23 protein-coding genes and 1 pseudogene are annotated in these 23359 nt (G+C 54.0%); 20 read left to right on the forward strand and 4 right to left on the reverse strand.

Annotation, left to right across the window (positions count from 1 at the left end; all coding sequences use genetic code 11):
- The first annotated feature begins 4 nt into the window (after positions 1-4).
- Entirely contained in the window at positions 5-640 is a 636-nt protein-coding gene (locus B9T62_RS34910; protein WP_087919453.1) for a ThuA domain-containing protein, read from the forward strand.
- Between the two features lie 64 nt (positions 641-704).
- Here the strand turns inward: B9T62_RS34910 and B9T62_RS34915 are convergent, their stop codons facing one another.
- Positions 705-1595: a CHAD domain-containing protein gene (locus B9T62_RS34915; protein WP_087919454.1), complete on the reverse strand. Its 891-nt coding sequence runs from the start codon at positions 1593-1595 to the stop codon at positions 705-707.
- Positions 1596-1731: 136 nt separating this feature from the next.
- Between B9T62_RS34915 and B9T62_RS34920 the strand changes: the two genes are divergently transcribed.
- Together B9T62_RS34920 and B9T62_RS34925 are read left to right on the forward strand one after the other, a co-directional pair.
- Positions 1732-2721 (forward strand): copper amine oxidase N-terminal domain-containing protein, encoded by a 990-nt coding sequence (locus B9T62_RS34920; RefSeq protein ID WP_087919455.1) that lies wholly within the window; start codon positions 1732-1734, stop codon positions 2719-2721.
- A complete protein-coding gene (locus B9T62_RS34925) occupies positions 2702-3655 on the forward strand; it encodes a lipoate--protein ligase family protein (RefSeq protein WP_087919456.1) in 954 nt (317 codons plus the stop codon). The genes B9T62_RS34920 and B9T62_RS34925 overlap by 20 nt, the downstream gene beginning before the upstream one ends.
- Positions 3656-4401: 746 nt before the next feature.
- Here B9T62_RS34925 and B9T62_RS34930 read toward each other — a convergent pair.
- Both B9T62_RS34930 and B9T62_RS34935 read right to left on the reverse strand, forming a co-directional pair.
- The gene (locus B9T62_RS34930; protein ID WP_087920547.1) at positions 4402-4953 is read right to left on the reverse strand and encodes a hypothetical protein; all 552 of its coding nucleotides are present in this window, start codon (positions 4951-4953) and stop codon (positions 4402-4404) included.
- A gap of 5 nt (positions 4954-4958) precedes the next feature.
- Entirely contained in the window at positions 4959-5735 is a 777-nt protein-coding gene (locus B9T62_RS34935) for a carbon-nitrogen family hydrolase (RefSeq protein WP_087919457.1), read from the reverse strand.
- Positions 5736-5904: 169 nt separating this feature from the next.
- Here B9T62_RS34935 and B9T62_RS34940 point away from each other — a divergent pair, with 169 nt between their 5' ends.
- From B9T62_RS34940 to B9T62_RS34970, 7 genes are all read left to right on the forward strand, one after another.
- Positions 5905-6333, forward strand: coding sequence for a MarR family winged helix-turn-helix transcriptional regulator (locus B9T62_RS34940; protein WP_087919458.1), 429 nt, complete (start codon positions 5905-5907; stop codon positions 6331-6333).
- Positions 6334-6379: 46 nt separating this feature from the next.
- The gene (locus B9T62_RS34945) at positions 6380-7015 is read left to right on the forward strand and encodes a nitroreductase family protein (protein ID WP_425436624.1); all 636 of its coding nucleotides are present in this window, start codon (positions 6380-6382) and stop codon (positions 7013-7015) included.
- 15 nt (positions 7016-7030) lie between these two features.
- Entirely contained in the window at positions 7031-7327 is a 297-nt protein-coding gene (locus B9T62_RS34950) for a putative quinol monooxygenase (protein ID WP_087919460.1), read from the forward strand.
- A 165-nt stretch (positions 7328-7492) separates the two neighbouring features.
- A complete protein-coding gene (locus B9T62_RS34955) occupies positions 7493-7873 on the forward strand; it encodes a hypothetical protein (RefSeq protein ID WP_087919461.1) in 381 nt (126 codons plus the stop codon).
- Between the two features lie 103 nt (positions 7874-7976).
- Positions 7977-8303 (forward strand): ArsR/SmtB family transcription factor, encoded by a 327-nt coding sequence (locus B9T62_RS34960; protein WP_087919462.1) that lies wholly within the window; start codon positions 7977-7979, stop codon positions 8301-8303.
- 106 nt (positions 8304-8409) lie between these two features.
- Positions 8410-10188 carry a SulP family inorganic anion transporter gene (locus tag B9T62_RS34965; protein ID WP_087919463.1) on the forward strand — a complete coding sequence of 593 codons (1779 nt, stop codon included), beginning with the start codon at positions 8410-8412 and terminating at the stop codon, positions 10186-10188.
- Positions 10189-11108: 920 nt separating this feature from the next.
- A complete protein-coding gene (locus B9T62_RS34970; protein ID WP_087919464.1) occupies positions 11109-11807 on the forward strand; it encodes a DUF1361 domain-containing protein in 699 nt (232 codons plus the stop codon).
- On the opposite strand, the gene B9T62_RS34975 is transcribed toward B9T62_RS34970, so the two are convergent.
- Positions 11804-12157: an MGMT family protein gene (locus B9T62_RS34975; protein WP_087919465.1), complete on the reverse strand. Its 354-nt coding sequence runs from the start codon at positions 12155-12157 to the stop codon at positions 11804-11806. The genes B9T62_RS34970 and B9T62_RS34975 overlap by 4 nt on opposite strands.
- 86 nt (positions 12158-12243) lie before the next feature.
- Between B9T62_RS34975 and B9T62_RS34980 the strand changes: the two genes are divergently transcribed.
- From B9T62_RS34980 to galU, 10 genes and pseudogenes are all read left to right on the forward strand, one after another.
- Complete coding sequence (locus tag B9T62_RS34980; protein ID WP_087919466.1) at positions 12244-12753, forward strand: DUF2569 domain-containing protein; 510 nt, start codon at positions 12244-12246, stop codon at positions 12751-12753.
- A gap of 164 nt (positions 12754-12917) precedes the next feature.
- Entirely contained in the window at positions 12918-14468 is a 1551-nt protein-coding gene (locus tag B9T62_RS34985) for a spore germination protein (RefSeq protein WP_211296389.1), read from the forward strand.
- Entirely contained in the window at positions 14465-15619 is a 1155-nt protein-coding gene (locus tag B9T62_RS34990) for a Ger(x)C family spore germination protein (RefSeq protein ID WP_087919467.1), read from the forward strand. The genes B9T62_RS34985 and B9T62_RS34990 overlap by 4 nt, the downstream gene beginning before the upstream one ends.
- A 1-nt stretch (position 15620) precedes the next feature.
- Positions 15621-15824 carry a hypothetical protein gene (locus tag B9T62_RS34995; RefSeq protein ID WP_087919468.1) on the forward strand — a complete coding sequence of 68 codons (204 nt, stop codon included), beginning with the start codon at positions 15621-15623 and terminating at the stop codon, positions 15822-15824.
- Positions 15825-15861: 37 nt separating this feature from the next.
- Complete coding sequence (locus B9T62_RS35000; RefSeq protein ID WP_157794131.1) at positions 15862-16971, forward strand: GerAB/ArcD/ProY family transporter; 1110 nt, start codon at positions 15862-15864, stop codon at positions 16969-16971.
- 78 nt (positions 16972-17049) lie between these two features.
- Positions 17050-17682: an alpha/beta family hydrolase gene (locus B9T62_RS35005; protein WP_087919470.1), complete on the forward strand. Its 633-nt coding sequence runs from the start codon at positions 17050-17052 to the stop codon at positions 17680-17682.
- A gap of 48 nt (positions 17683-17730) precedes the next feature.
- Positions 17731-18582, forward strand: coding sequence for a phosphotransferase family protein (locus B9T62_RS35010; RefSeq protein WP_087919471.1), 852 nt, complete (start codon positions 17731-17733; stop codon positions 18580-18582).
- Positions 18583-18857: 275 nt separating this feature from the next.
- Entirely contained in the window at positions 18858-20750 is a 1893-nt protein-coding gene (locus B9T62_RS35015) for a glycosyltransferase family 39 protein (protein ID WP_087919472.1), read from the forward strand.
- Positions 20751-20931: 181 nt separating this feature from the next.
- A complete protein-coding gene (locus B9T62_RS35020) occupies positions 20932-21915 on the forward strand; it encodes a glycosyltransferase family 2 protein (RefSeq protein ID WP_087919473.1) in 984 nt (327 codons plus the stop codon).
- A gap of 25 nt (positions 21916-21940) precedes the next feature.
- A pseudogene (gene galU, locus B9T62_RS35025) lies at positions 21941-22837 on the forward strand (UTP--glucose-1-phosphate uridylyltransferase GalU).
- Positions 22838-23359 lie beyond the last annotated feature (522 nt).

Raw genomic sequence — 23359 nt, forward strand, 5'->3', positions numbered from 1 at the left:
TGAGATGGGAAGCGGCAAAGCACTGGCATTAGGAAGCTATACTGAAGTTAAATACCATCCGTTCAGCGGTGTGGACCATGAGCTGGAGCAGATTATGGCTCCGGAGCTGCAGGTGGATTGCTCGGAGGATTACAGCCTGCTGTCCAAGCAGACGCTGGCTGAATATGAATTGGTGATTGCCTACACCGAATTCTCCGATATTCCGCTGGCGCAAGAGCAGAGCGCAGCGCTGCTCTCCTATGTTGCAGAAGGCGGTGGGCTGCTTGCTGTACATAACGGCATCTCACTGCAGCGCAATCAGGAGCTGGGGCTGCTGCTGGGAGCCCATTTTACCCACCACCCCGAGTATACTGCTCTGCAGATCGGTATTCCCGCGCGGGAGCATCCCATTATGCAGGGGATTGATGATTTCGTAATTGAGGATGAGCCATATTATTTCGAGCGGACACCGCATTTCGAATCGACCATCCTGGCAGAATATCCGCATGACGGAGCGATGAGAGCTGCGGCCTGGTGCCATTCCTTCGGGTTGGGCCGTGTGGTGTATCTGATGCCGGGACATCATCTGCCCTCCTTCTCCTCCGAGCCTTTCCGCAAGATGATCCTTAGGGGCGGCATGTGGGCGGCAGGCAGGCTGTAGTCACACGACAGGCAGCAGGGAATGAAAACCTGCTGCCTGTCTATATATGAGGAAAGAGGGTTATTTATGATTTCGTTCTGGTGGCCACAGGCACGACTTCATTCTGCTGCAGTGCTTCCAACACCTCGGCGCGCAGCGCATCGGTGAAGGCATTCCAGGTTTTGCGGCCTATCTCCAGCTTTTCGCGGCCAATGGAATCAAGCGTTTCCAGCCATACCCGCTTATCGTTGATCAGGCCCAGCTGGTCCTGAATCTCCTGGAACATCTGCTCATGGGCATGAAACTTCTGGCTTAGAGCGAATGAGGCACTGCTGGCGGTATAGCGCAGCTCCTTCGCAGCAATCCGTAGCTGATGCAGTGCCTCGAAAGCTTCTCCCGATCCGCTGTCCTGTTCGCGGAAGATGGTCTTGCAGGTTTTTTTCTGCTGCTCAAATGCCACCTCCAGCTCCCGCATCACAACGTTGGCGTCTCTTTTGGATACCAGCGGCTCCAACTGCTCCCGTAGAAAAGTGTCCCACAGCCTATCCAGCTCTTTATTGACCAGTCTCGGCAGCTGCTCGGCGAGCTTCCTGCGGTAGATCTTGCGCTTATCCTTCTGGTGTTTAATGACAGCCTTCAGCAACCCGGCAACTTTCTTGCTGCCTTCCTGTTTCGCTGCTTGGCGCCTGTCCTTGAATGAGGCGATCAGCACGTCGGCATCTCTGACCTTGCCCAGTCGTTTTTGGGATTTTTTGAATACAGGATAGAGGCCTGAGGTGTGCTCCGGGTCCAGGATGGATAAAAGGGTCAGTAGCTTGCGGCTGTTAACCCGCGTCTGATGAATATCCTCCTCGTCGAATTTGTCGAGTGCCTTCTTGCTGTAATCGCGGAAATTGGCATACAGAATGACCAGCGCCTGCTCCCATTGTCTGGTTTTGCTTAACTGGCGGTCTTTGGTCTGCTGTTCGGTTGTCACACGGCATCACTCCTGAACGTTGGTTTGGGCACGCCATTTGTTCGTAACCTTATCGCTTGGGTAATCGTCTTATAAGACAAGGATAGCGTTATCATGACACGAATTCAAATTCTTGAACATAAGGAGCTGAAGGAATATGAGAACAAGAAATCTGGCACTGGCCTTGAGCTTAGGTGTGGTGCTTGCTGCAGGCGGAGGCGAAGGGGCATGGCTGGCTTCAGCGGCGGCAGCGCCGGCGGAAGGGACAACAGCAGCGGAGAGCCTGGCTGTTCCCAGGATTCTGGTCAACGGAAGCAGGCTGACTCTTGCGGCGAACCCTTATATCAAGCGAGGGCGGGTGATGGTTCCGCTGAGAGGCATGGCGGAAGGAATAGGGGCGAAAGTGCTCTGGGACGCAGCCACACGTACAGCAACCGTGAAGCGCGGCGACCATGAGGCGCGGATTACGGCGGGCAGCTCTGCGGCGCTGAAGAACGGCAGGCAGGCGGAGTTGGATGCGCCTGCCGAAGTGAAGCGGGGAGTCATGTATATACCGCTGCGGTTCTCGGCCGAAAGTCTGGGCGGCAGGGTGACCTGGAGTGCCAAGACGGCTTCGGCGGCCATCACCTTGCCGCTGGCCTCGGATACAGCCCGCGAGCTGATTAAGGAGCAGGCGGACAAGGCGGTGGCTGCGCTGAAGAGCGGCGATTGGGCAGCCATCGCCGGGATGAGCACCGCCCAGGGTATACGGTTCTCACCCTACGGGTACGTGGACCGCAATGACCGGGTGCTGAGCCGTGATCAGCTGGCTAATGCTGCACAGGACAAGGAAGCCTATGTGTGGGGCGCTTACGATGGCAGCGGGGAGGCGATCAAGCTTACTTTTGCCGAATATGCAGAGAAGTTTATCTACAGCTCTGACTTCGCAGCCGCACCGCAGATCGGTTACAATAAGACGATAGGTATGGGCAATACGCTGAACAATGTGCATCAGGTATACCCGGACGCCATTGTGGTGGAATATCATTATGACGGATTCGATCCGCAGTACGCCGGTATGGACTGGGAAAGTCTGCGGCTCGTGTTCCAGAAAGAAGGTAGTCAGTGGAGACTAGCGGGCATTATTCATGATCAGTGGACGATTTAATCCGGCAGGGACAAGGGCGGGGGCGCAGCTTCCTCCGCTGATGGCGGTCTTTGAGCATCTTCAGGTCGAAGAGGATCAGCTGTTGCAGGGCGGGCAAGAGCAGCTAATAGGTAGACAGTCTATGGATACGCAGTCTAATAAGGGTGAGGCTGGTGATGTGCTGATCCCGTTTGCCTTCGAGGAGATGCTCTGCCGGGATATCGGCAGCGGTCATGCCCCGCCGGCGCTGCATCTCTGGAGCCATCCGGCCGGGCTTGCGCTAGGCCTGCGCGACAGCAGACTGCCCGGCGCTGCCCGAGTGATGGCAAGCCTTACGCAGGAAGGCCTGCGCACGGCGGTCCGGCACTCCGGCGGCGCTGCGGTGCCGCTGGATGCCGGAGTGGTAAATGTCGCGCTGCTGCTGCCCAAGAGCCGCGGCAAGCTGGATTTCCACGACGATTTCCGGCTGCTGGCCGGATTAATCGCGGATGCGGTTGCCTTAAGCCATCCGCAGGCGGCGGCGAAGATTGAGGCATATGAGATTAAGGGCTCCTACTGCCCGGGCGACTTTGATCTGTCGATTGGCGGGCGTAAGTTCTGCGGCATTGCCCAGCGGCGGCAGAGCCAGGCCTTTTTTGTGCATGCCTTTGTGGTCGTCTCCGGCCTCGGAGCGCAGCGCGGAGAGCTGGTCCGCCGCTTCTATGCGGATGCTGCGGAAGGGGACGACTCGCTGGAGTATCCGCGGGTCATCCCGGAGACCATAGCCGCCCTCGGCGAGCTGGGCGGACCGGATTCCCCCGCAGCCTTCGCCGCGGGGGTCAAGACGGCCCTGGCCGGGCGGGGAGTGACCCTGCTCCCGCAGGAAGGCCTGCTGCAGGACACGGGATATGCGCTGAACTACAGCGATCCCCGTGTTCTGCAGGCTGCGCAGGTGCTGCGGGAGCGGTACGCCTGAGCCGCTTGGCGCGGCTCAGGCGTATTTGAGCTGATCAGGGGACGGGCAACGGTTGGAGGGGGTTATGGTGTTATCGAGTCCCCCAACCCCCCGTATGATGAGGAAGTTCGGAATATTGATTTAGTTGCAAAAGTGGTTACTACTTAGGTCCCCTAGCCCTCTTCGCTCGTAATCCTCGCTTCGATTTCAGACGGTTGCGGACTCAGGAGCCTCTATTTGCTGTACATAGGCCGTTTTGTAGGATTAACGGACCCAGGAGCCTCTATATCACAGAAAACCCTCGCTTTTGAGTCTGTTTTGACGACTTAGGGGCTATACGGTCCGTAAGACGTCAAAAGATCGCAGATAGGAGGAAATAGGGGCTATACGGTCCGCTAGAATGCAGGTTACCTAGTTCAAGGGCTTGGAGTCTCGCAGGGTCCTAAGTAGTAACCAAAAGTGCATCTAATTGGCGGATTTTTGGAATTTTGGAGGAAATAAGTGCGAAAAGGCATCTAATTTGGTCTTTTGAGCGCCATAGGAACAATTTACTCGGAATTAGTTGCAGAATCGCACTTAATCGACCATTGGCTCACGATCTGGCTGAAATTAGTTGCAGTTTCGCATCTATTTGCTCCAAACGTTCCACAGTAACCAGCTAATCCTCGCCGGGACCTAATAGTAATCGGATAGGACGGAGTTAGCGGTAGAAATTCCCCATGTTACATGTAACACCTGCGAACTAAGCGATGATCTTCGACTATGTCTCAGAATTCCCGCACAGGCATGCCTGCGAATGAAGGGAGAGGACTGTCATCCCAGACCTGAACCTCAATATAACGCTCCGGTCCGTGAGCGCCTGTACGGTTCCAGACCTGAGGCAGACCGAACTTTCGGATCACCGTTTCAATCTCGGCCGCTGTATACACCTGGCCACGATAGGGCTTCCCATCCTGGAGTCTCATTGTAGGAAACAAATCGCCATAGGTGAAGCTTATCGTATCCGGCTGGAAGGCCGTAAATGGAATCTGCAGCAGTCTGCCTTGCGGATACCATTCCAGCAGCCACGGGCAGCTGCCGAGCGTCATATAGTGGGGGAACTGCCGCACCGGGCGTCCCCCTTTAGCCACGAATAACTTCCGGGTGAGGGCTTCCAGTCCGCGCCGGACCTCGAGATAATCATCCCCACGTTTGCTGGCGAACCCTTTCTTCCGCAAGCGCAGCTCACTCTGCACCGTCTCTGCTTCTTCCACAGTCAGGTCGGACAGATTGCGGAACGGGCCCGTCGATGCATCATAATAATGATATAAATCCTCCATGATATTCAATACAGCTCCGGCCTCCTGTCGGAGAATACCGGAATTTGGCTGCGGATCTGCCGCACTTGCTTCAGATCAAGCTCCCCGCACAGGATGCTTGACCCTTCCGCCGCTTCACAGACAATCTCCCCCCAAGGATCAATGATCAGGGAATGGCCGGCAAAAACATTACTCGGGTCACTTCCGGACCGGTTGCAGGCAACGACATAACACTGGTTCTCGATCGCCCGGCTGATCAGCAAGGCGCGCCAATGGGAGAGGCGGGGCAGCGGCCACTCCGCGCTGATGAACAATACCTCCGCACCCAACGCCGTATGCGCACGCACCCATTCCGGAAACCGGATATCGTAGCAGATCAAGCCTGCGCATGGAGTGCCGTCGATTGTAAACAGCCCTTTGGCTTCTCCCGGCTGCAGGTATAGATGTTCATCCATCAGCCGGAACAGATGGAGCTTGCTGTAGTCACCGACAAGGCTGCCCTGGCGGTCGAACACAAGCATCCGATTCGTTATGCCGTCAGAGCGGCGGCTGGCTATAGAGCCGGCCACAATGTTGACCCCGTATTGCTTGGCCAGCCCGGACATCAGAAGCTGGGTATCCCGGACGTCGGGGTCGGCTATTTCGGTCAAGCGCTGCAGGTCATAACCGGTGGTCCACAGCTCAGGCAGGATGATGCAATCCGGTTTATCGGCGGCAGCCTGATGAATTAGTTGCTGGGCAGCAGCATAATTCGCCCCCGGATTGCCAAATGCTATATCGAACTGGATCAGAGATATGCGCATAGTTCGGCCTCCTTTATAAGATTCAGACTACAGGATGTCTCTCCGTAAAAGCAACATCGGAGTCTCGGACAGAAAGTTTATTATATTAGTTGACGGGTCAAGCATTTAGGTGTAATATAATTTTAGTAAATAAGATTTGACACAACTTAAATCGCGGAGGAGGTTTATTTTGACGGAACAACAGCCTGAAGAAGACCGTATCCTTGAACTGCTACAGGTATTGAACAAGGGCATCAGTCCTAAATTCGAGCGTTGTGCCGGCATTACTCCCACACGCTTTCGTGTTCTTCAAGAGCTCTTTCAGGTGGAGGAGATCAGCCAGATCGCCCTGCAGAAGCAGATCGAAATCGATGCGGCTGCCGTCACACGGCATCTTCGAGGACTGGAGGAGAGCGGGATGATATCCAGGCGCAATAATCCTGCTGACAACAGGGTCACTCTTGTCTCGCTTACAGAGCATGGCAGGGAACATATAGCTTCATACCGGCAGGAGAATAAAATTTTTATCAGCACCTTGCTAACGGGCTTCAATAGTCGGGAGCAGACTGTGCTTATAGATATGCTTGAGCGGCTTCAGCACAATATCGACCTGCTGTAATCCGCTTTACCAACACACCCATCATATTTTAAAGGAGAAATGAATCATGAATACTACAAAAAACAATAATTTCACAGACATTATTACCGGCCGCCGCTCCATCCGCAAATACGATCCGTCCGTCAAGATCAGCAAAGAGGAAATGACCGAGATTCTAACCGAAGCTACACTTGCTCCTTCTTCGGTCAATATGCAGCCATGGCGTTTCCTGGTGATTGACAGCCCGGAAGGCAAAGCCAAGCTGGCGCCTCTGGTGAAATTCAATCAACTGCAGAATGAAACCTCCGCAGCCATGATTGCCGTATTTGGAGATCTGAACAATTTCGATTATGCTGAAGAAATCTATGGAACAGCTGTGGAGCGCGGATTGATGCCGGCCGAGGTGAAGGAACGCCAGATGGGCGGATTGTCCAAACACTTCTCGACCTTGCCGCATGAAGTGAACAAGGATACCGTACTCATTGATGCCGGTCTGGTATCCATGCAGCTGATGCTTGCAGCCCGTGCCCATGGGTATGATACCAACCCTATCGGCGGTTATGACAAAGAGCAGATTGGAGAAATCTTCGGCATGGATAAAGAGCGTTACATCCCAGTTATGCTGCTGTCTATCGGCAAAGCGGCTGAAGAAGGCTATGCCTCCGTACGTCTGCCGATTGACCGAATCACCGAGTGGAAATAAGAGGAGGAACTAACAATGATCATTGTCCATGCAACAATGTATGTAAACCCGGAGCGCCGTACGCAGTTTATGGAAGAGGTTAAACCCATGATTGCAGCAACTCATGCAGAGGAAGGCAGCCTGTTCTATGAGCTGTACGAGCATGCCGATAAGGAAAATGTATTTATCATGGTGGAGACCTGGCGCGATTCCGAGGCGATTTCCGCCCACAATACCAGCAGCCATTTCACTGCCTTCGCAGGCAAAGCCAGTGAGTTCCTGACTGCGCCGCTTGAATTGAAGGTATTCAACGGTGAACAGGTTAACAAGTAATAAATAAATGAAATCATGCTTGAAATCGACAGCATTCCACAGGCCTGTGCGGCTTGGGGAATGCTGTTTGTTTTTGAGGGATATGAATGGGTACAAGCGGCAGAATTTGCGATGTTCAGGTATAATAGTCAAGATCCCAAGTAACCAATGAAGGCGGAGCAGGTCATGTATATAACAATTGTCAGACAGGGTTTGAAGAGCAATGAGGTGTATTTCACTGCAGGCTGTGGTGAGGGACGGGGCATCTGGCAGGGACCTCAGGCGGCAGCGGTGGGTGCTGAGAGCCAGGTGGAGTTTGAGCTGCCGGAGCTGCTGATGAGATGGGTGGATATAGTGCCGGTTCCGCCTGCTGCGCCTGCGATTCGTCTGGAGGGCGAACGGGTGGTGTTTACCGGCATACTGGAGAATATTGAAGAGGATGGTACCGGATTTCTGCGGCTGGGCCAGGATCTGCTGATGTTCGAATGTATGGGGGAACCGATGATGCTGGGCAGCTGTGTGGAGTTGAGCGCTTCAGAAGTGCGGATCTATCCCTTTATATCTTAAGTTCACGTTCTATAGTGTGTAATCCCGTTCGTTCTCTATTGGGGCGAATATGTGCTAAGATGGTAACAGTTTCAGAAGTAAAGCAATAAGGAGCAAACGTGTGATGAACAGCGATATCCAGCAATTCAAAACTGAATTCTTCAAAGCGCTCGCCCATCCAATGCGAATCCGTATTCTGGAACTTCTCAGCGAGGGCGAGAAGAATGTAAATGAGCTGCAGGCCATTCTTGGCTCCGAGGGCTCTGCCGTATCCCAGCAGCTGGCGGTTCTGCGTGCCAAAAATGTTGTAGCCAGCACCAAGGAAGGCACCACGGTAATTTACTCTCTGCGCGACCCCCTGATCAAAGACCTCCTGGCTGTAGCCAAGCAAATTTTCGATAACCATCTGGTAAATGCCATTTCCATGCTGGAGGGCATCCGCGGCGAGTAGAAACGGGCGGTGTCCAGGCATTTTTACGTTGACAATAAGGGAAGTCAGGAGTAATGTTTCTCTTATATTCAAATAATCAGATATTTAGAGAAAAGAAGGTTAAATCATGACAGGGCGCGGCCGTTTCAAAGGCTACAATCTTGCCTCTTTGCGCAAGGATATTATTTCAGGGACAATCGTCGGCGTTATTGCCATCCCACTTGGGATGGCATTTGCTATTGCTTCCGGTGTGAAACCGGAATATGGAATTTACACTACTATCGTTGCCGGTATTCTAATCTCGTTGTTCGGCGGTTCCCGCTTCCAGATCGGCGGCCCAACAGGGGCATTCATTCCGATTCTGTTCGCCATTGGCATGGAGTACGGTTATGAGAATCTGTTGATTGCCGGGATGATGGCAGGTGTAATTCTTGTCATTATGGGCTTGCTGAAGCTGGGTGTGCTGATCAAATTTATCCCAAGGCCGGTAACGATAGGCTTCACTGCAGGAATTGCAGTTATTATCTTCAGCGGGCAAATTGCCAACTTTCTCGGACTAAGGGACATGGAGCGGCATGAGAGCTTTGTGGACAATATGAAAGAGATCGGTCTTCATCTGTCGACGATTAACGGCTACAGCATTCTGACGGCAGGCATCTGCCTGGCTGTGGTGATGTTAACGATCCGGTTTGCCCCCAAGGTGCCCGGGTCACTGGTCGGTTTGCTCTGTGCAACGGTCATGGCGGTCCTCTTCTTCAGCGGCAAAGTAACAACCATTGGCTCGGCTTATGGAGATATTCCCGGTACGCTGCCAAGCTTCCATATTCCGGTGATTACATGGGAACGTATCCGGCTGCTCATTCGGCCGGCATTTGTCATTGCCCTGCTGGGCGCCATTGAATCCCTGCTCTCGGCCGTGGTAGCAGACGGCATGACCAGCACCCGCCACAACAGCAACCGGGAGTTGATCGGCCAAGGGATTGCTAACATCGCTGCACCGCTGTTCGGCGGCATTCCTGCCACCGGCGCGATTGCCAGAACAGCTACCAACATCAAGAACGGAGCTGTATCTCCGGTGTCGGGTGTCGTTCATGGCGTAGTGGTATTTCTGATTCTGCTCCTGTTCGCTCCGTATGCTTCCAATATTCCGCTCGCAGCCATGGCACCGATATTGATGGTGGTAGCCTGGAACATGAGCGAACGCAAGGCATTCCTGCATCTGTTGAAGACCCGGACCGGGGACTCGCTGGTGCTGTGCATTACGTTCCTGCTGACCGTATTTGCCGATCTGACACTGGCGGTTGAAGTAGGGCTGGTGCTGGCGGTCGTCCTGTTTGTCAAAAGGATGGGTGAGGTCCACCTGGTATCGAAGGTGCTTCCCGATCCGTCATCGGTCAAGGTAGAAGCGCATATGGTGACGGAGAATCATGACTGTCCGCAGATAGGAATCTATAATGTGGAGGGTCCGCTGTTCTTCGGCGCAGCCTACCGTTTTGAGAATACCATGCCGGGCTTCGGACCGCAGCAGCCCAAGATTATCCTGATGCGCATGGGCAAGGTGCCGTTTATGGACACTACCGGCGAGTCCAATCTGGCGGAGCTGGTGAAGCAGCTGCAGCAGGGCGGAGGCAAGCTGCTGATCTCAAGCATCCAGCCGCAGGCGCTGGAGCTGCTGAAGAAGACCGGGCTGTACGATACCATCGGCGCAGCCCAGTTCTTCGAGCATACCGGTGAAGCAATCAATGCTGCACTGGGAAGCATCGATTGCGGCAAATGCATCGGCTGCAGCCACGCCGCCTTCAGGGAGTGCGCCGCCTTGTCCGCGATGGACACGGCTTCCGCACCGCGCGGGCATAAGCCGCGCGTACTGCCCGGCGTGGCCCGTGAATTAAGCGGCGGCATCTGAGCCGTAGCCAAGATAGAATGTAACAGAGGCCCCCAGACGCGCTCAGCGTCGGGGGCCTCTGTTTGTATTAGTTGGCAGGCTCGCGATCCTGCAGTCGCAATACGTCAAGTTTCCCGCAGCGCCCCCGCTCCTGTCGACGAGCCATAGGTTGTTACTCGGCATGTCTGCCGCTTTCGCCGGGGTTCGGAATACAGCGCGCTTACATGGCATAAATAGCTACTTCATTGGCCTAGATCACTTGGCATAAATCACTCCCGAAATGGTTACTACTTAGTCCCAGCGGGGATTTCGAATGTTACCTGGAACGTTCGGAGCAAATAGATGCGAAACTGCAACTAATTTCAACGAAATCCTGCGCTAGCGGATGATTAAGTGCGAAACTGCAACTAATTTCGAGTAAATCAAGCTTATTTGGCTCGGAAGCCCAAATTAGATGCCTTTTTGCACTTATTTCCTCTAAAACACAAAAAATCCGCCAATTAGATGCACTTTCGCAACTAAATCATAGTCCAGCTGATGAAGCCACCACGGAGTTAAGTTCGCGATGCTTCACATGATCGTTCTCCTCATCCCAAGGCCTAATAGTAACTCGAAAGGTACTCATTTTGCGCCAATAGCCACGCCTCAGTCCGCATAAGCACCCAAACGCCCAAATAGCCACGCCTCAGTCCGCATAAGCACCCAAACGCCCAAATAGCCACGCCTCAGTCCGCATAAGCACCAAACGCCCAAATAGCCACGCCTAAGTCCCGCATAAGCACCAAACGCCATATAGCCACTCCTCAGTCTGCATAAACATAAAACCGGGAGGTAGCCTATATTAGATTCCTCCGTCCACCACATGGACTATCTCCAGCCAAATTTGTACAATGAAGAGTATATGCCCCATCATCTCTAATCCTTAAGGAGTAAACTAACCGATGAGAGAGTTGAATTATCCGAAGGTATTTATACTGCTAGCCCTTTTGTCTGGCGCTACCCTTGGCGTATACCGGATGGTATCGCTGCAAACCGACAGCTTCTTTGCCTTTCTGCTCTGGAATCTGTTCCTGGCGTGGGTTCCGTTTCTGTTCTCCATGTCAGCCTATGAGCTGGATAAGCGCAGAATCCTAGGCCTGCTGTTGCTTCCGCTCGGTGTGGCCTGGCTGCTGTTCTTCCCCAATGCTCCCTATATTATGACTGACCTGGTGCATCTGACGGTAAGAAAGGGTAAATATATCGTAGACGGAGAGATCGTCAGCCGGTATTGGTATGATCTGGTTACGCTGCTGCTCTTCACCTGGAGCGCCTGGCTGACCGGGTTCTTCTCCTTATACCAGTTCCAGACCGTAATCTACCGCAGAACCAGCCTGCTGCTGTCCTGGGTATTCGTACTGGCCGCCTGCCTGCTGGGCGGATATGGTGTGCTGCTGGGCCGCGTATACCGGCTGAACAGCTGGGATGTGCTGACCGACCGGCAGCAATTGATTCAGCTGGTACTGGACAGCCTTAACCGGCAGTCGGTGTTTTTCAGCCTGTTTGTGGCATTTGTGCTGCTGGTTATCTATGCTACGCTGTACTGCCTGCTGAATGTACTCGGTAAAGGAGAGCAGCGGGTAACCGGTGGACGGCGCTTCTAGGCTGGGCCATTCGGTCCACTTCCCGGTTCGTCGTCTATGTCCAGTTCAGGGTGGTGCTGGTAATGCTCCAGATCAATTAAGCCCAAGGCATTCATAACGATCCCTTCGCCCAGCAAATACAGCAACTGCTGTGAGTGGGCTTCGTCCTCTGTCAGCGAAATGGCCCCTTTGGCATTAACTACACGGTGCCAGGGCAGCTTGTAGCTGCGGCTCATGGAATGAAGGATGCGGACGACCTGCCTGGCAGCGCGCGGACTTCCTGCAGCACGGGCAATCCCTCCGTAAGTCATCACTTTCCCCTCCGGAATGGACTGGATAATACGGATTACTTTCTCTGTGAATGGTGTCATACGGGACTCCTTATCTATGGGAACCGACTTTATAAACAGCATAATCGTTCAAGAAGCCAAAGACAATAACAGAGGATGTGTACAGTATGGGGATGATTCAACCAGGTTATGACAGGATAGAGCTGAAGCCTGATTCACCGAGGGGGCTGGGCGGGTGGATGATTCTGGTGCAGCTGGGGCTGTATGTTTCGATAGCCCGTTTGGTATCCTTAATTATCAATTACGTCATTCCCGCTTTTCAGCCGGAGATATGGGATGTGCTGACCACTCCGGGCAGTGCGGCCTATGATCCGCTCTGGAAGCCGGCGCTGATCTTCGAAGCTGCAGCCAATATTTTTTTCCTGTTGGGCGCGGTATTTCTGCTGGTGCTGATGTACAGGAAGAAAGCGACCTTTCCGCGCTGGATGATTTTCTATTATGCCGGTAATTTGCTGGTGCTGATTATTGACTATGTACTGATGGACAATATTCAGATTCTGAAGGACATGAATGAACCGAACTCCACCCAGGAAATTGCCCGAATGCTGGTTTCCTGCATCATCTGGATTCCTTATATGATCCGATCGAGACGAGTGCATAACACTTTTATTAATTAGGTAAAAAATCAGTAAATATTCAGAAGCCGCTTCCCGGTCCAGGGAAGCGGCTATTGCTGTTCACCCAGGAGAAAGCAGGGAACCTAAGCACCTATTAGGCGCATAGGAGTATCGCAAGCTGGGGATAATTTCAAGGAAAGCCAACGCTGACAGGAGTGACTGCTATGGAGAACCAACCACCTGAAGGCAACACCCCCCGTCCGGAAATGAATATAGAAACGGGCCGGATGCTAAGTAAGTCTATGGATGAAACCATTGAACAGCTCAAAGAACGTTTTCATAACGACGGTACGTTCAGAATCAGAGTCATAGAGAATAAATGGTGGAGCCAGCTTCGGTTCGGCTTGATTTATATTGATGGGATGATTGACAGAGAGCTGATCCAGGAAGGCATCATTCAGCCACTGAGTTCGTTCGAATTCACAGAGGAGGACAGCAGAGAAGCGGCGAATCTGATGAAGAAAGTCCGTTCACAGGTGATTAATGCCAGTGATGTGACCGTTTCCTCGCACCTGAATGAGGTCATAGCGGCCATCGTAGGCGGCAAGACGCTGCTCCTTCTGGAGGGGGATTCCAGTGCGCTGATTGTGAATGCACAAGGCTGGGAAACAAGGGCCATCACCGAGCCTACCACTGAAAAAGGAGTACGGGGACCACGCGAAGGCTTCACTGAATCGATGGTAGTGAACCTGACCCTCATCCGCCGCAGAGTACTGAACGATGACCTGAAATTTATATTCAGTGAGGTTGGTAGCCGCTCGAAGACCCAGGCCTGTATCTGTTATATGGAGAGCCTGGCCTCTCCGGATATTCTCAAAGAGCTGCAGAGCCGTCTCTCCAGAGTGGATATCGACCATATCCTGGACACCGGTTATCTGGCGGAATTGATCAGAGACGAGCCGTATTCCCCTTTTGAAATGCTGGGCAGTACGGAACGTCCCGATGCTGTGGTCAGCAAGATCATGGAAGGGCGTTTTGCCGTACTGGTAGAGGGCAGTCCGTTCGCCCTAACCCTGCCTTATGTATTTGTGGAGAATTTCCAGGCCAGTGAGGATTATTATATCAACTATTATTTTTCCTCATTCAACAGAATGCTGCGAATCGTCGGCGCGTTCCTCTCGATCAGCGTACCGGCGGTTTATGTGGCTCTGGTCACCTATAGCCAGGAGATGCTGCCCACTACTCTGCTGCTCAGCATAGCTACTGCCAGACTATCGGTACCCTTCCCAACCGTAGTGGAGGCCATTCTTATGCTGACCATCTTCGAGGTCCTCCGCGAGGCTGGCGCACGGATTCCGACGGCGATTGGCCAAGCGGTCAGTATCGTAGGTGCGCTGGTGCTGGGCCAGGCAGCCGTAGATGCCAGAATTGTCAGTGCACCCATGGTTATTGTGGTGGGACTTACGGGAATCACGACCCTGCTCAATCCCCGGCTGACTGGTCCGCTGATTGTAGTCAGATTACTGCTGCTGCTCAGCAGCTTTTTCTTCGGCATCTATGGCTATTTCTTTGGATTGCTTGCACTAGTGATCCATCTGATGAGTCTGCGCTCCTTCGGAGTTCCTTATATGCTGGGGGTAGGGTCCATTCGTCCGCAGGATATTAAGGATACCGCCATTCGTGCGCCTTGGTGGGATATGTACACCCGTCCGGCCTTCATTGGCGTTCGCAATAGGAGAAGAAAGCAGCCGAAGGCCAAAGGTAGACGTCCATGAGCTCATACAGGCCCTCCTTGCTGCTGTTGTCCTTGCTGCTGCTGCTTCCTGGCGTTTCCGGCTGCTGGAATTATGCCGAGGTCGATGACATGTCCATTGTGGCCGGGGTAGCCATCGACAAGGACAAGAAGGCCGGCAAACTGCTGATAACCACCGAGCTGTTCGATACCAAAGGAGAGCTGCAGCAGAATCAGGCCAGCTTCAAGATTGTGACTCTATCCGGCGACACTATGTTCGATATTGTGCGCAATATGATCTCCATGACCGGCAAGAAATTGTTTTGGAGCCACTCCAAGGCCATTATTATCAGTGAAGAAATTGCCAGGGAAGGCGTGATCCGGGTGATCGACTGGTACAGCAGAGATACCGAAACCAGATCAGATGTGTACATTTATGTATCCGGTGAGCCGACGGCCAGAGCCCTGCTTAATATGAACGGCACCTCAGAGATGATCATGTCCTTCGAGCTGGCACAGATGATGCGTAACGAAACTCATGTTAGCACCGCGCCGGTGGTGGAGATCTGGGATTTCATCGACAAGCTGGAGAGTGAAGGGAAGTCTGCTATGGCTCCTATCGTGTCTATCTATGCGAACAATAAGCAGAAGAATGAACGTGTGTATGGGACAGCTATCTTCTCCAACGATAAAATGGTAGGCATAGTCAGCGGAGAAGAGAGCAAATACTTGCTGTTCGCCAAGGATGATGTGAAGGGCGGCGTACTGGTGGTGGGTAACGAATCCGGCGTTCCTACCTATTCACTGGAGATTCTCAAGAGCGCAACTAAATTAAAGCCGCGATGGGTCAATGGCCGGCTGCAGATGCATGTTCAGGTCTTAGTAGAAACAGGACTGGACGAAGTCATGACAGCAGAAGGCTTCAACAATTTCAGCGATGTACAAAGTATTGAGCAGCGCGGGGAGGAGGAGGTGCGCCAGCGGATTGCCGCCATCATTCAGAAGCTGCAGCAAGAATACCATGCCGATGTACTTGGTTACGGTGAAATTGTGCATCAGGAGATGCCGAAGCTCTGGAAGAAGATCAGCAAGAATTGGCCGCAGGAATTTGCCGAAATGGACATAGAAGTGGAGGCCAAGGTGGTCATTAGGAGCAGTGCCAAAACCTCAAGATCGATAAAGATGGGAGATTAAAGTGGTAATCTATGCAGTGCTTATCTATGGCGTTGTTATATGGGCAGACCCTTATGGATTGTTAAAACAGGGAATGAAGCGGGATTTCTATGTGTGCGCCATCCTGAGCGTACTCTCCTTTGGTTTGGCCTTTGCGTTGGCCATGCACTGGGTAATACCCAGTCCTTCCCCGCTGATCGTCAGCTGGATCAAAAAACTCTACTGATCATTTAATGGATCTTCCCGAAAAGGCAGGTGATAGCATGGGAAAGGAAACGATACCCTCAGGACACTCCGTCAGTATTATCATCCTGTTTGTTACAGGGACATCCTTGTTTATGGGGGTAGCGGGCTCCTCCGGCAACAGCAGCTGGATTTCCATCCTGTTTGCGATGGTGCTGGCATTTCCGCTGATGCTGCTGTATGCGCGCCTGCATACGCTTTTTCCGGGCCGGGATCTGTTTGATATGCTGATCACTGTCTTTGGCGGGATACTCGGCAGGTTATTCTCCTGTCTGTATATCTGGTATGCCATGCATCTGGGAGCGCTAATATTGCGTAATTTCGGAGAATTCAGCAAGACGGTTGCTTTAACCGCCACTCCGATGTTAGCCCCTATGTTATGCATAGGGCTGTTATGTATCTGGGTGGTCAAGGCGGGGCTTGAGGTGCTTGGAAGAAGCGCCAAGTTTCTGGTGCTGCTGACCATTGCGGCTACGGTCATTGTTCAGCTGTTATGTATCCCCAAGTTTCAGTTCCATCATCTGCTGCCGCTGATCGACAACGGATGGCCGTTGGTCTTCACGGATACTATGGGGACCTTCACCTTTCCGTTTGCCGAGATTGTCGTTTTTTTGGGGGCGTTTACAGTGCTGCCGGAGAAGGCGAATGCGAGGAAAATCATGCTGGGCGGATTGTTTTACTCGGGGGGCATTATTCTTCTGGTCTCGCTGCGCAATCTGCTGATGCTGGGACCGGATACGCTTTCTACGCTGTATTTTCCTACTTATGTAGCGATCAGCCGGATCAATGTGGGTGATTTCCTGACTAGAATTGAGGGTTCGGTGTCGTTTATCTTTGTGACGGCTATCTTTGTTAAGGTAAGTCTCTGTCTGTATATGGCCAGCAATGGGGTAGCCAAGATATTCAAGCTGAAGAGCTACCGATCCGTGGTGCTGCAGATCGGGCTGATTATGATTTATTTCGCCGATTTCGTATATAAGGATATTATGGAGATGCAGTATTTCGCCTATCATATCTATAAAATATATGCGCTTCCCTTCCAGGTAGGGATCCCGCTGGTTCTGTGGGTCTGCGCAGAGATTGCCGCGAAGAGAAACAAACGGAAGAAGGAAGCGGCAGCACAGCATTAACGGCTGGAAAAAGGGTCCAATAGAGCGCTATAATGAAGAATGTGAATCTATTTATGGCACAAGGGAGAGGAATGCAGTATGAGCGTCAGCCATATTTTGATGCCCTCTCATTGGGGTAGAGAAGTGATCCATAAGCATATCAAGCAAGAAGGAGCCAAGGCATTGGCCATTATATTTCCCGGCAAAAATTACTCCGCCGAACGTCCGCTGCTGGAATACGCAGCCAAGGCGGCACGTGAGCATGAATGCGACCTACTACTGCTGGAGTACGGGTATCAGAGTGCGCGGGCGGATTTCCGCCGCGAAGAGATGGAGATCGTAGTCGAGGAATGCAAGGCGGCCATTGCCTCCTTGCCGGAATATGAGAAGACGCTGATGATCGGCAAAAGTATGGGTACCCTCATTGCCGGCAGAGTTGCCCAGGAGCTCGGCCTTCAACAGCTGTCATCCTTCCTGTATCTGACTCCGCTGCCGGAGGCCATTCCGCTGATCCGGCAGAGCCGGGGTACAGTGATTTACGGCAGCAGCGATCCCTTGTTCAGTGAGCAGCATGCCGCTGAAATCGGCGGTGTGCCGGGGCTGCAGGTCTATCGGATCGATGATGCCAATCATTCACTGGAAGTAGGCGCGGTCAGCGAATCGCTGGCGGTGCTGCTGGTTATTGTTAATTTCTATCACAGCTTCTTGCGGGATGCGCTGCAGGGGAGCTAGGGAAGCTGCAGATAGCGTAATGTAAATTATTGTAGAGGAGCAGTTGACATGGTCCTAGAAGCGGCTAAGCGGCCCGAGGGCAGCACGTTGATCGGTCAAGGCCGGACGGCGGAGATCTGGCAGCATGAAGGAACGACGATTCTCAAGCTGTACCGGAATGATGTTCCGGTACAGGACATGGAACGTGAATACAAGATTAGCCAATATGTACATAGCCGGGGAGTTCCCACTCCACAGCCGCTGGAATGGCTTGACACCGGGGAACAACGGGGGATTGTCTACCAGCAGATTCATGGTCCCTCGCTGCTGAAGCTGATCGGCAAGGCTCCCTGGAAGGCGCGCCAGTACGGCAGGCAGCTGGCCGGACTTCACTGCGAGCTTCATGCTGTGGAAGCGGGGGAGGATATTGGCCGGCAGAAGGAGCATCTGCGCTGGAACATTACCGCGGCCCCGATGCTGGGAACAGAAGAGAAGACACGGATTCTGGCCGGGCTGGATCAGCTGCCTGAAGGACGGCGGCTCTGCCATGGCGATTTTCACCCGGACAATGTGCTGCTGGACGGACAGCTATGGGTTATTGACTGGATGAACGGGATTGCCGGGGAGCCTGCGGCTGATGCCGCCCGTTCATGGCTCCTGTGCAGTGTGGGGACGCCGCCGCCCGGCTCCTCGCTTTTCATGAGATGGGTTCTAAAGTTTATCCGGCTGGGTCTTTGCGGTGCTTATACCAAAGAATATCTCCGGCTCTCGGGATATTCATTATCCGAGCTGGAGCGCTGGATCGTACCGGTGGCAGCGGCCAGGCTGAACGAAGGGGTTCCGGTTTCGGAGAAGGAGCAGCTGGTTCGGATCATCCGCAAACGCCTGCAGGCAGAGGATAAGAAGCAGACCCGCCATTAACGCGGGTATTCGTTAGAAGCAAGTCTGGTTGTACATACAGTAGAGCCCCGCTTGACGGGCTTTTCTACGAACTCTACGCAGAAGCGGATGTCGTCCCCTTAGGGATGGCATCCGCTTCTTTGGCGTTCAGCAAACATTCAGCGGGCGTTCAGTGTGACTTAAGGTACGGATGCCATACTACAGCTACAGAAGATCAAACCGGGGGGCTGGGTACTGCCGGAATTATAGCTCTGCATAGACAGACGGGAGTGGATAACGTGAATTGGATTAGAAAAATGGGTTCGGATCTTGTATTATGGCTGATTCTGCTGCTTGCTGCTTACCTTTACGGCTACGGGATCTGGAATGATCAGTATGCCAATACCTACTACACGACGGCTGTAGGTAGCATGCTGCAGAGCTTCCACAATTTCTTCTTCGCCTCGCTGGATTCGGCGGGATCGGTAACGGTTGACAAGCCGCCGGTCACCTTCTGGATTCAGACAATGAGCGCCTGGATCTTCGGGCTGCACGGCTGGAGTGTCATACTGCCGCAGGTGCTGGCGGGCGTAGGTTCGGTGTTGCTGGTCTACCTGCTGGTGAAGCCATCCTTCGGCAGAACTGCCGCCCGGCTGGCTGCGCTGGCCATGGCCGTTACTCCGGTAGCAGCGGCGGTCAGCCGCACGAACAATATTGATGCCATGCTGGTGTTCACCCTGCTGCTGGGGGCATGGTTCCTCTTCAAGGGAACCCGGACAGGCCGGATCGGCAGCGTGCTTGCCGCATTTGCGCTAATCGGAGTGGGCTTCAATGAGAAGATGCTGCAGGCCTATATGGTGCTGCCGGCCTTCTATCTCTTCTATGTGCTGGCTGCCAGAGTCAGCTGGAAGCGCAAAACCGGGGTGCTGGCAGCGTCTACGGCTGTGCTGCTGGTCGTATCGCTATCCTGGGCGGTGGTGGTCGATTCCATTCCGGCCAGCAACAGGCCGTTTATGGGCAGCAGCGGCACCAACTCAGTGCTGAATCTCGCCTTCGGGTACAACGGTGTCTCACGGCTGACCGGAGACCGGAGTACTGGCGCAGGCGGAGGAGGCGGAGGCATGCCGCAGGGTATGAACGGCAACGGCGAGCTGCCTCTCATGAATGGCGAGCTGCCGGTGATGAACGGTACGGACGGAGAAGCGGCGGGAGGCACCAGCCAGGGTGATGATGGCGGCGGCACAGCTCCGGGCCAAGGCGGCGGCGATGCCGCCGCAGGTGCAGCGGATGGCGGCGGGCAGGGACAGGCGCCTTCCGGGACGGACCGCTCGGGCGGCCAGTTCGGCGGAGAAGGCGGCGGCCAGGATGGCCAAGGCAGCCGTGGCGGGATGAACGGCGGCTTCGGAGGCGGCGGTGGTGGTGGAGGAATGTTCAACACCGGCACCGCAGGTCCGCTGCGTCTGTTCCAGCAGGAGCTGTCAGGACAGGCCAGCTGGCTCTTGCCTTTTGTACTCTTCGGCTGCATTGGGCTGTTCGCCAATCTGCGGCGCAAGAACTTTACCCGCCAGCATAAGGAAGTTATTTTCTGGCTGGCTTGGCTGATTCCGATTATGGGCTTCTTCAGCATCGCCGGATTCTTCCACCAATATTATCTGGTGATGATGGCGCCGCCGGTGGCGGCGCTGGCCGGTGCAGGCTGGGCGAAGCTGTGGCAGCTGTACCGGGAATCCTCCGGCTGGCTCTCCTGGCTGCTCCCGGCAGCCACTCTGGTTACGGCCATCTTCCAGTGGTACATTATCCATCCTTACGACGACACGATTGGCGGCGGCTGGTCGATTGCGGTGCTGGCCGCAGGGGTTCTTGCGGCCTTGCTGCTGGCCCTGCTGAAATTTAAGCCGCAGCGCTTCCTCTATGCGGCTGGACTTGCAGGGCTGCTCGTGCTGCTGATCGGGCCGGTGTACTGGGCGGCAACGCCCATTATGTACGGCTCGAACAGCATGACGCCGGCGGCTGGCCCGGACAGCGCGGGCGGCGGGTTTGGCGGCGGCCCGGGCGGAGCCGGGCAGGCGGCCGTTGGCCGCGGCGGCGCGGATGAAGCCGCTGCGGGCCAGGGCGGCACAGGCGAAGCGGGCCAGGGTGCAGCGGGCCAGGGTGCAGCGGGCACAGGCGAAGCGGGCCTGGACGCGGCCGTGGCGGCAACTCGGAGCTGACTACGTGGATTACCGAGAATGGTACCGAGGTGCCGGCTGCCGAATGGCAGGGAAGTGATGCCGCAGGCAGCACGGGAACCTTGTATGAAGTGACTTTGAACTAATTTATCCTATTTTATCCGAAACGCGTGTGCCGGTGATGCCGCCCGTTTCGTTAACCAGAAACCAAGGAGGAGCTGCCATGAGTACCCAAGTGCGCTATTCCGTCATTATACCGATGTACAACGAAGAGGCCGTTATTCAGGAAACGTACCGCAGAATGAAGCAAGTGATGGGCCAGACGGGAGAGGTGTATGAGCTGCTGTTCGTCAATGACGGGAGCAGCGACAATTGCGCGCAGATGATCGAGGAATACAGCTATTGGGATGAGAGTGTGAAGCTGATTGACCTGTCGCGGAATTTCGGGCATCAGATTGCGATTACCGCCGGAATGGATTATGCGCTGGGCGAGGCAGTCGTGGTTATTGACGCTGACCTGCAGGACCCGCCGGAGCTGATTCTGGACATGATCGCGGAATGGAAAAACGGCTATCACGTCGTTTATGCCAAACGGATCAAACGGCGCGGAGAATCGCTGTTCAAAAAATGGACGGCCAGCCTCTTTTACCGTATCCTCCGTTATTCCACCGACATCTCCATTCCTGTGGACACCGGCGATTTCCGCCTGATGGACCGCAAGGTCGTGGAAGAGCTGAAACGACTGCCGGAGAAGAACCGTTTCGTACGCGGACTCGTCAGTTGGGTGGGCTTTCGCCAAAAAGCCATTGAATACGAACGCGATGAACGTCTGGCCGGAGAGACCAAATATCCGCTCAAACGGATGATCAAGCTCTCCCTGGACGGGATCACCTCCTTCTCTTATAAACCGCTGAAGCTGGCAGGCTATCTTGGGGCACTCTTGTCTGTTTCCGGCTTCCTGTACCTGATGTATGTGCTGTACCAGGTGACATTTACCGATTCTGTAGTCAAAGGCTGGGCGTCGATGATTGGCATTACACTGACCTTCAACGGGTTCGTATTGATTATGCTGGGCATCTTAGGAGAGTATGTCGGCCGGATTTACGATGAGACCAAAGGGCGGCCGTTGTATATCGTGCAGGAATTCTATGAAGGCAAACAGCAGCAGAATGCGCGTGAGCCACGCGTGGCACAGCTGAATAAATAAGCTTAGGAAGGGAAGTGTTCTTAGGATGAAGATCCGCAAAGCGGTGATTCCCGCAGCCGGTCTGGGCACACGTTTCCTGCCCGCTACCAAAGCGCAGCCGAAGGAGATGCTGCCGATTGTAGACAAGCCTGCCATCCAGTACATTGTGGAGGAAGCGGTGAGGTCGGGTATTGAGAGCATTATCATCGTGACGGGCCGTAACAAAAAGTCGATCGAGGATCATTTTGACAAATCGGTGGAGCTGGAGCAGACGCTGCTGGAGAAGGGCAAGCTGGATCTGCTGCGCGAGGTGCAGGCGATCAGCGAGCTGGCAACGATCCATTATATCCGCCAAAAAGAACCGCTCGGCCTCGGGCATGCTATCCTATGCGCTGAGCAATTTATCGGCGGCGAACCGTTTGCTGTGCTGCTTGGTGACGACATTATGGTCTCGGACACTCCTGCGCTCTCTCAGATGATTCACCTGTTTGAGCAGGACGAGCAGACGATTGTAGGCGTGCAGCAGGTGCCGCGCGAAGAAACTGGCAAATACGGCATCATTGCATCGAGTGGTGCTGCTGACGGAGTGCATCAAGTCACCGGGCTGGTGGAAAAGCCTGCCCCGCAGGATGCGCCTTCCGATTATGCCATTATGGGACGCTATATTCTGTAGCCCTCCATATTCGCCGTGCTGGCCGATCTGCCGCGCGGAGCAGGCGGGGAATACCAGCTGACCGATGCGCTGCACGCGATCTGCCGCAGCGAGGGACTGCTGGCACTGGAATTGGTCGGCAAGCGGTACGACATTGGCGACAAGTTTGGGTATATCCAGGCTACGCTGGAGATGGGGCTGATGCGCAGCGAGCTGCGCCCGCAGCTGCTTCCTTATTTGCAGAAGCTGGCTGCAGGGCTTGAAGCGGATGCTGCGCTGCGGGTGAGATGAATAGGTTGAAGCTGCAAGGCGCGCCGCAGATTACCCGTAAGCTGAGGCGGAGCTGAACGCATAGTTATGGTGCGCGCCCTCCAGCCTGAGGCTCTACTCTTCTACGCCTTCATGTGCGGCTCCCAACCTATGCTGCCCGTTCTAAACTCCGATCCTGCGGACCCCATAGCCCCTGTTTGCTGAAAATTAGCCATTTGGTGCGTTTAACGGACCGTATAGCTCTTAAAGAGGCCAAATGCAGCATAATAACACTCTAAAACCACTAATAAGGGCAGCTGAGTCCGCAAGATCATGATTAGTGGGCATGTAGGCAGAACAGCGGCTGTGGAGTCCGTAACGTGGGGCGTGGTGAGGGCGGGAGGCGAATGAACAGGAAACGATAGGTGCACGGCGGAATGGAGTCGTTTCTTGCCAAAGTAATGTACAAACATAGCAAAGAGGTTAGCCATTTTGAATCGGCTAACCTCTTTGCTATGTAAGGCAGAAACGGGAACCCGCTCCACCAGCAGGAAATGAATTAGA

Origin of the sequence: Paenibacillus donghaensis (assembly GCF_002192415.1) — a bacterium.
In the GTDB taxonomy this organism is placed as follows: Bacteria; Bacillota; Bacilli; order Paenibacillales; family Paenibacillaceae; genus Paenibacillus_AQ; species Paenibacillus_AQ donghaensis.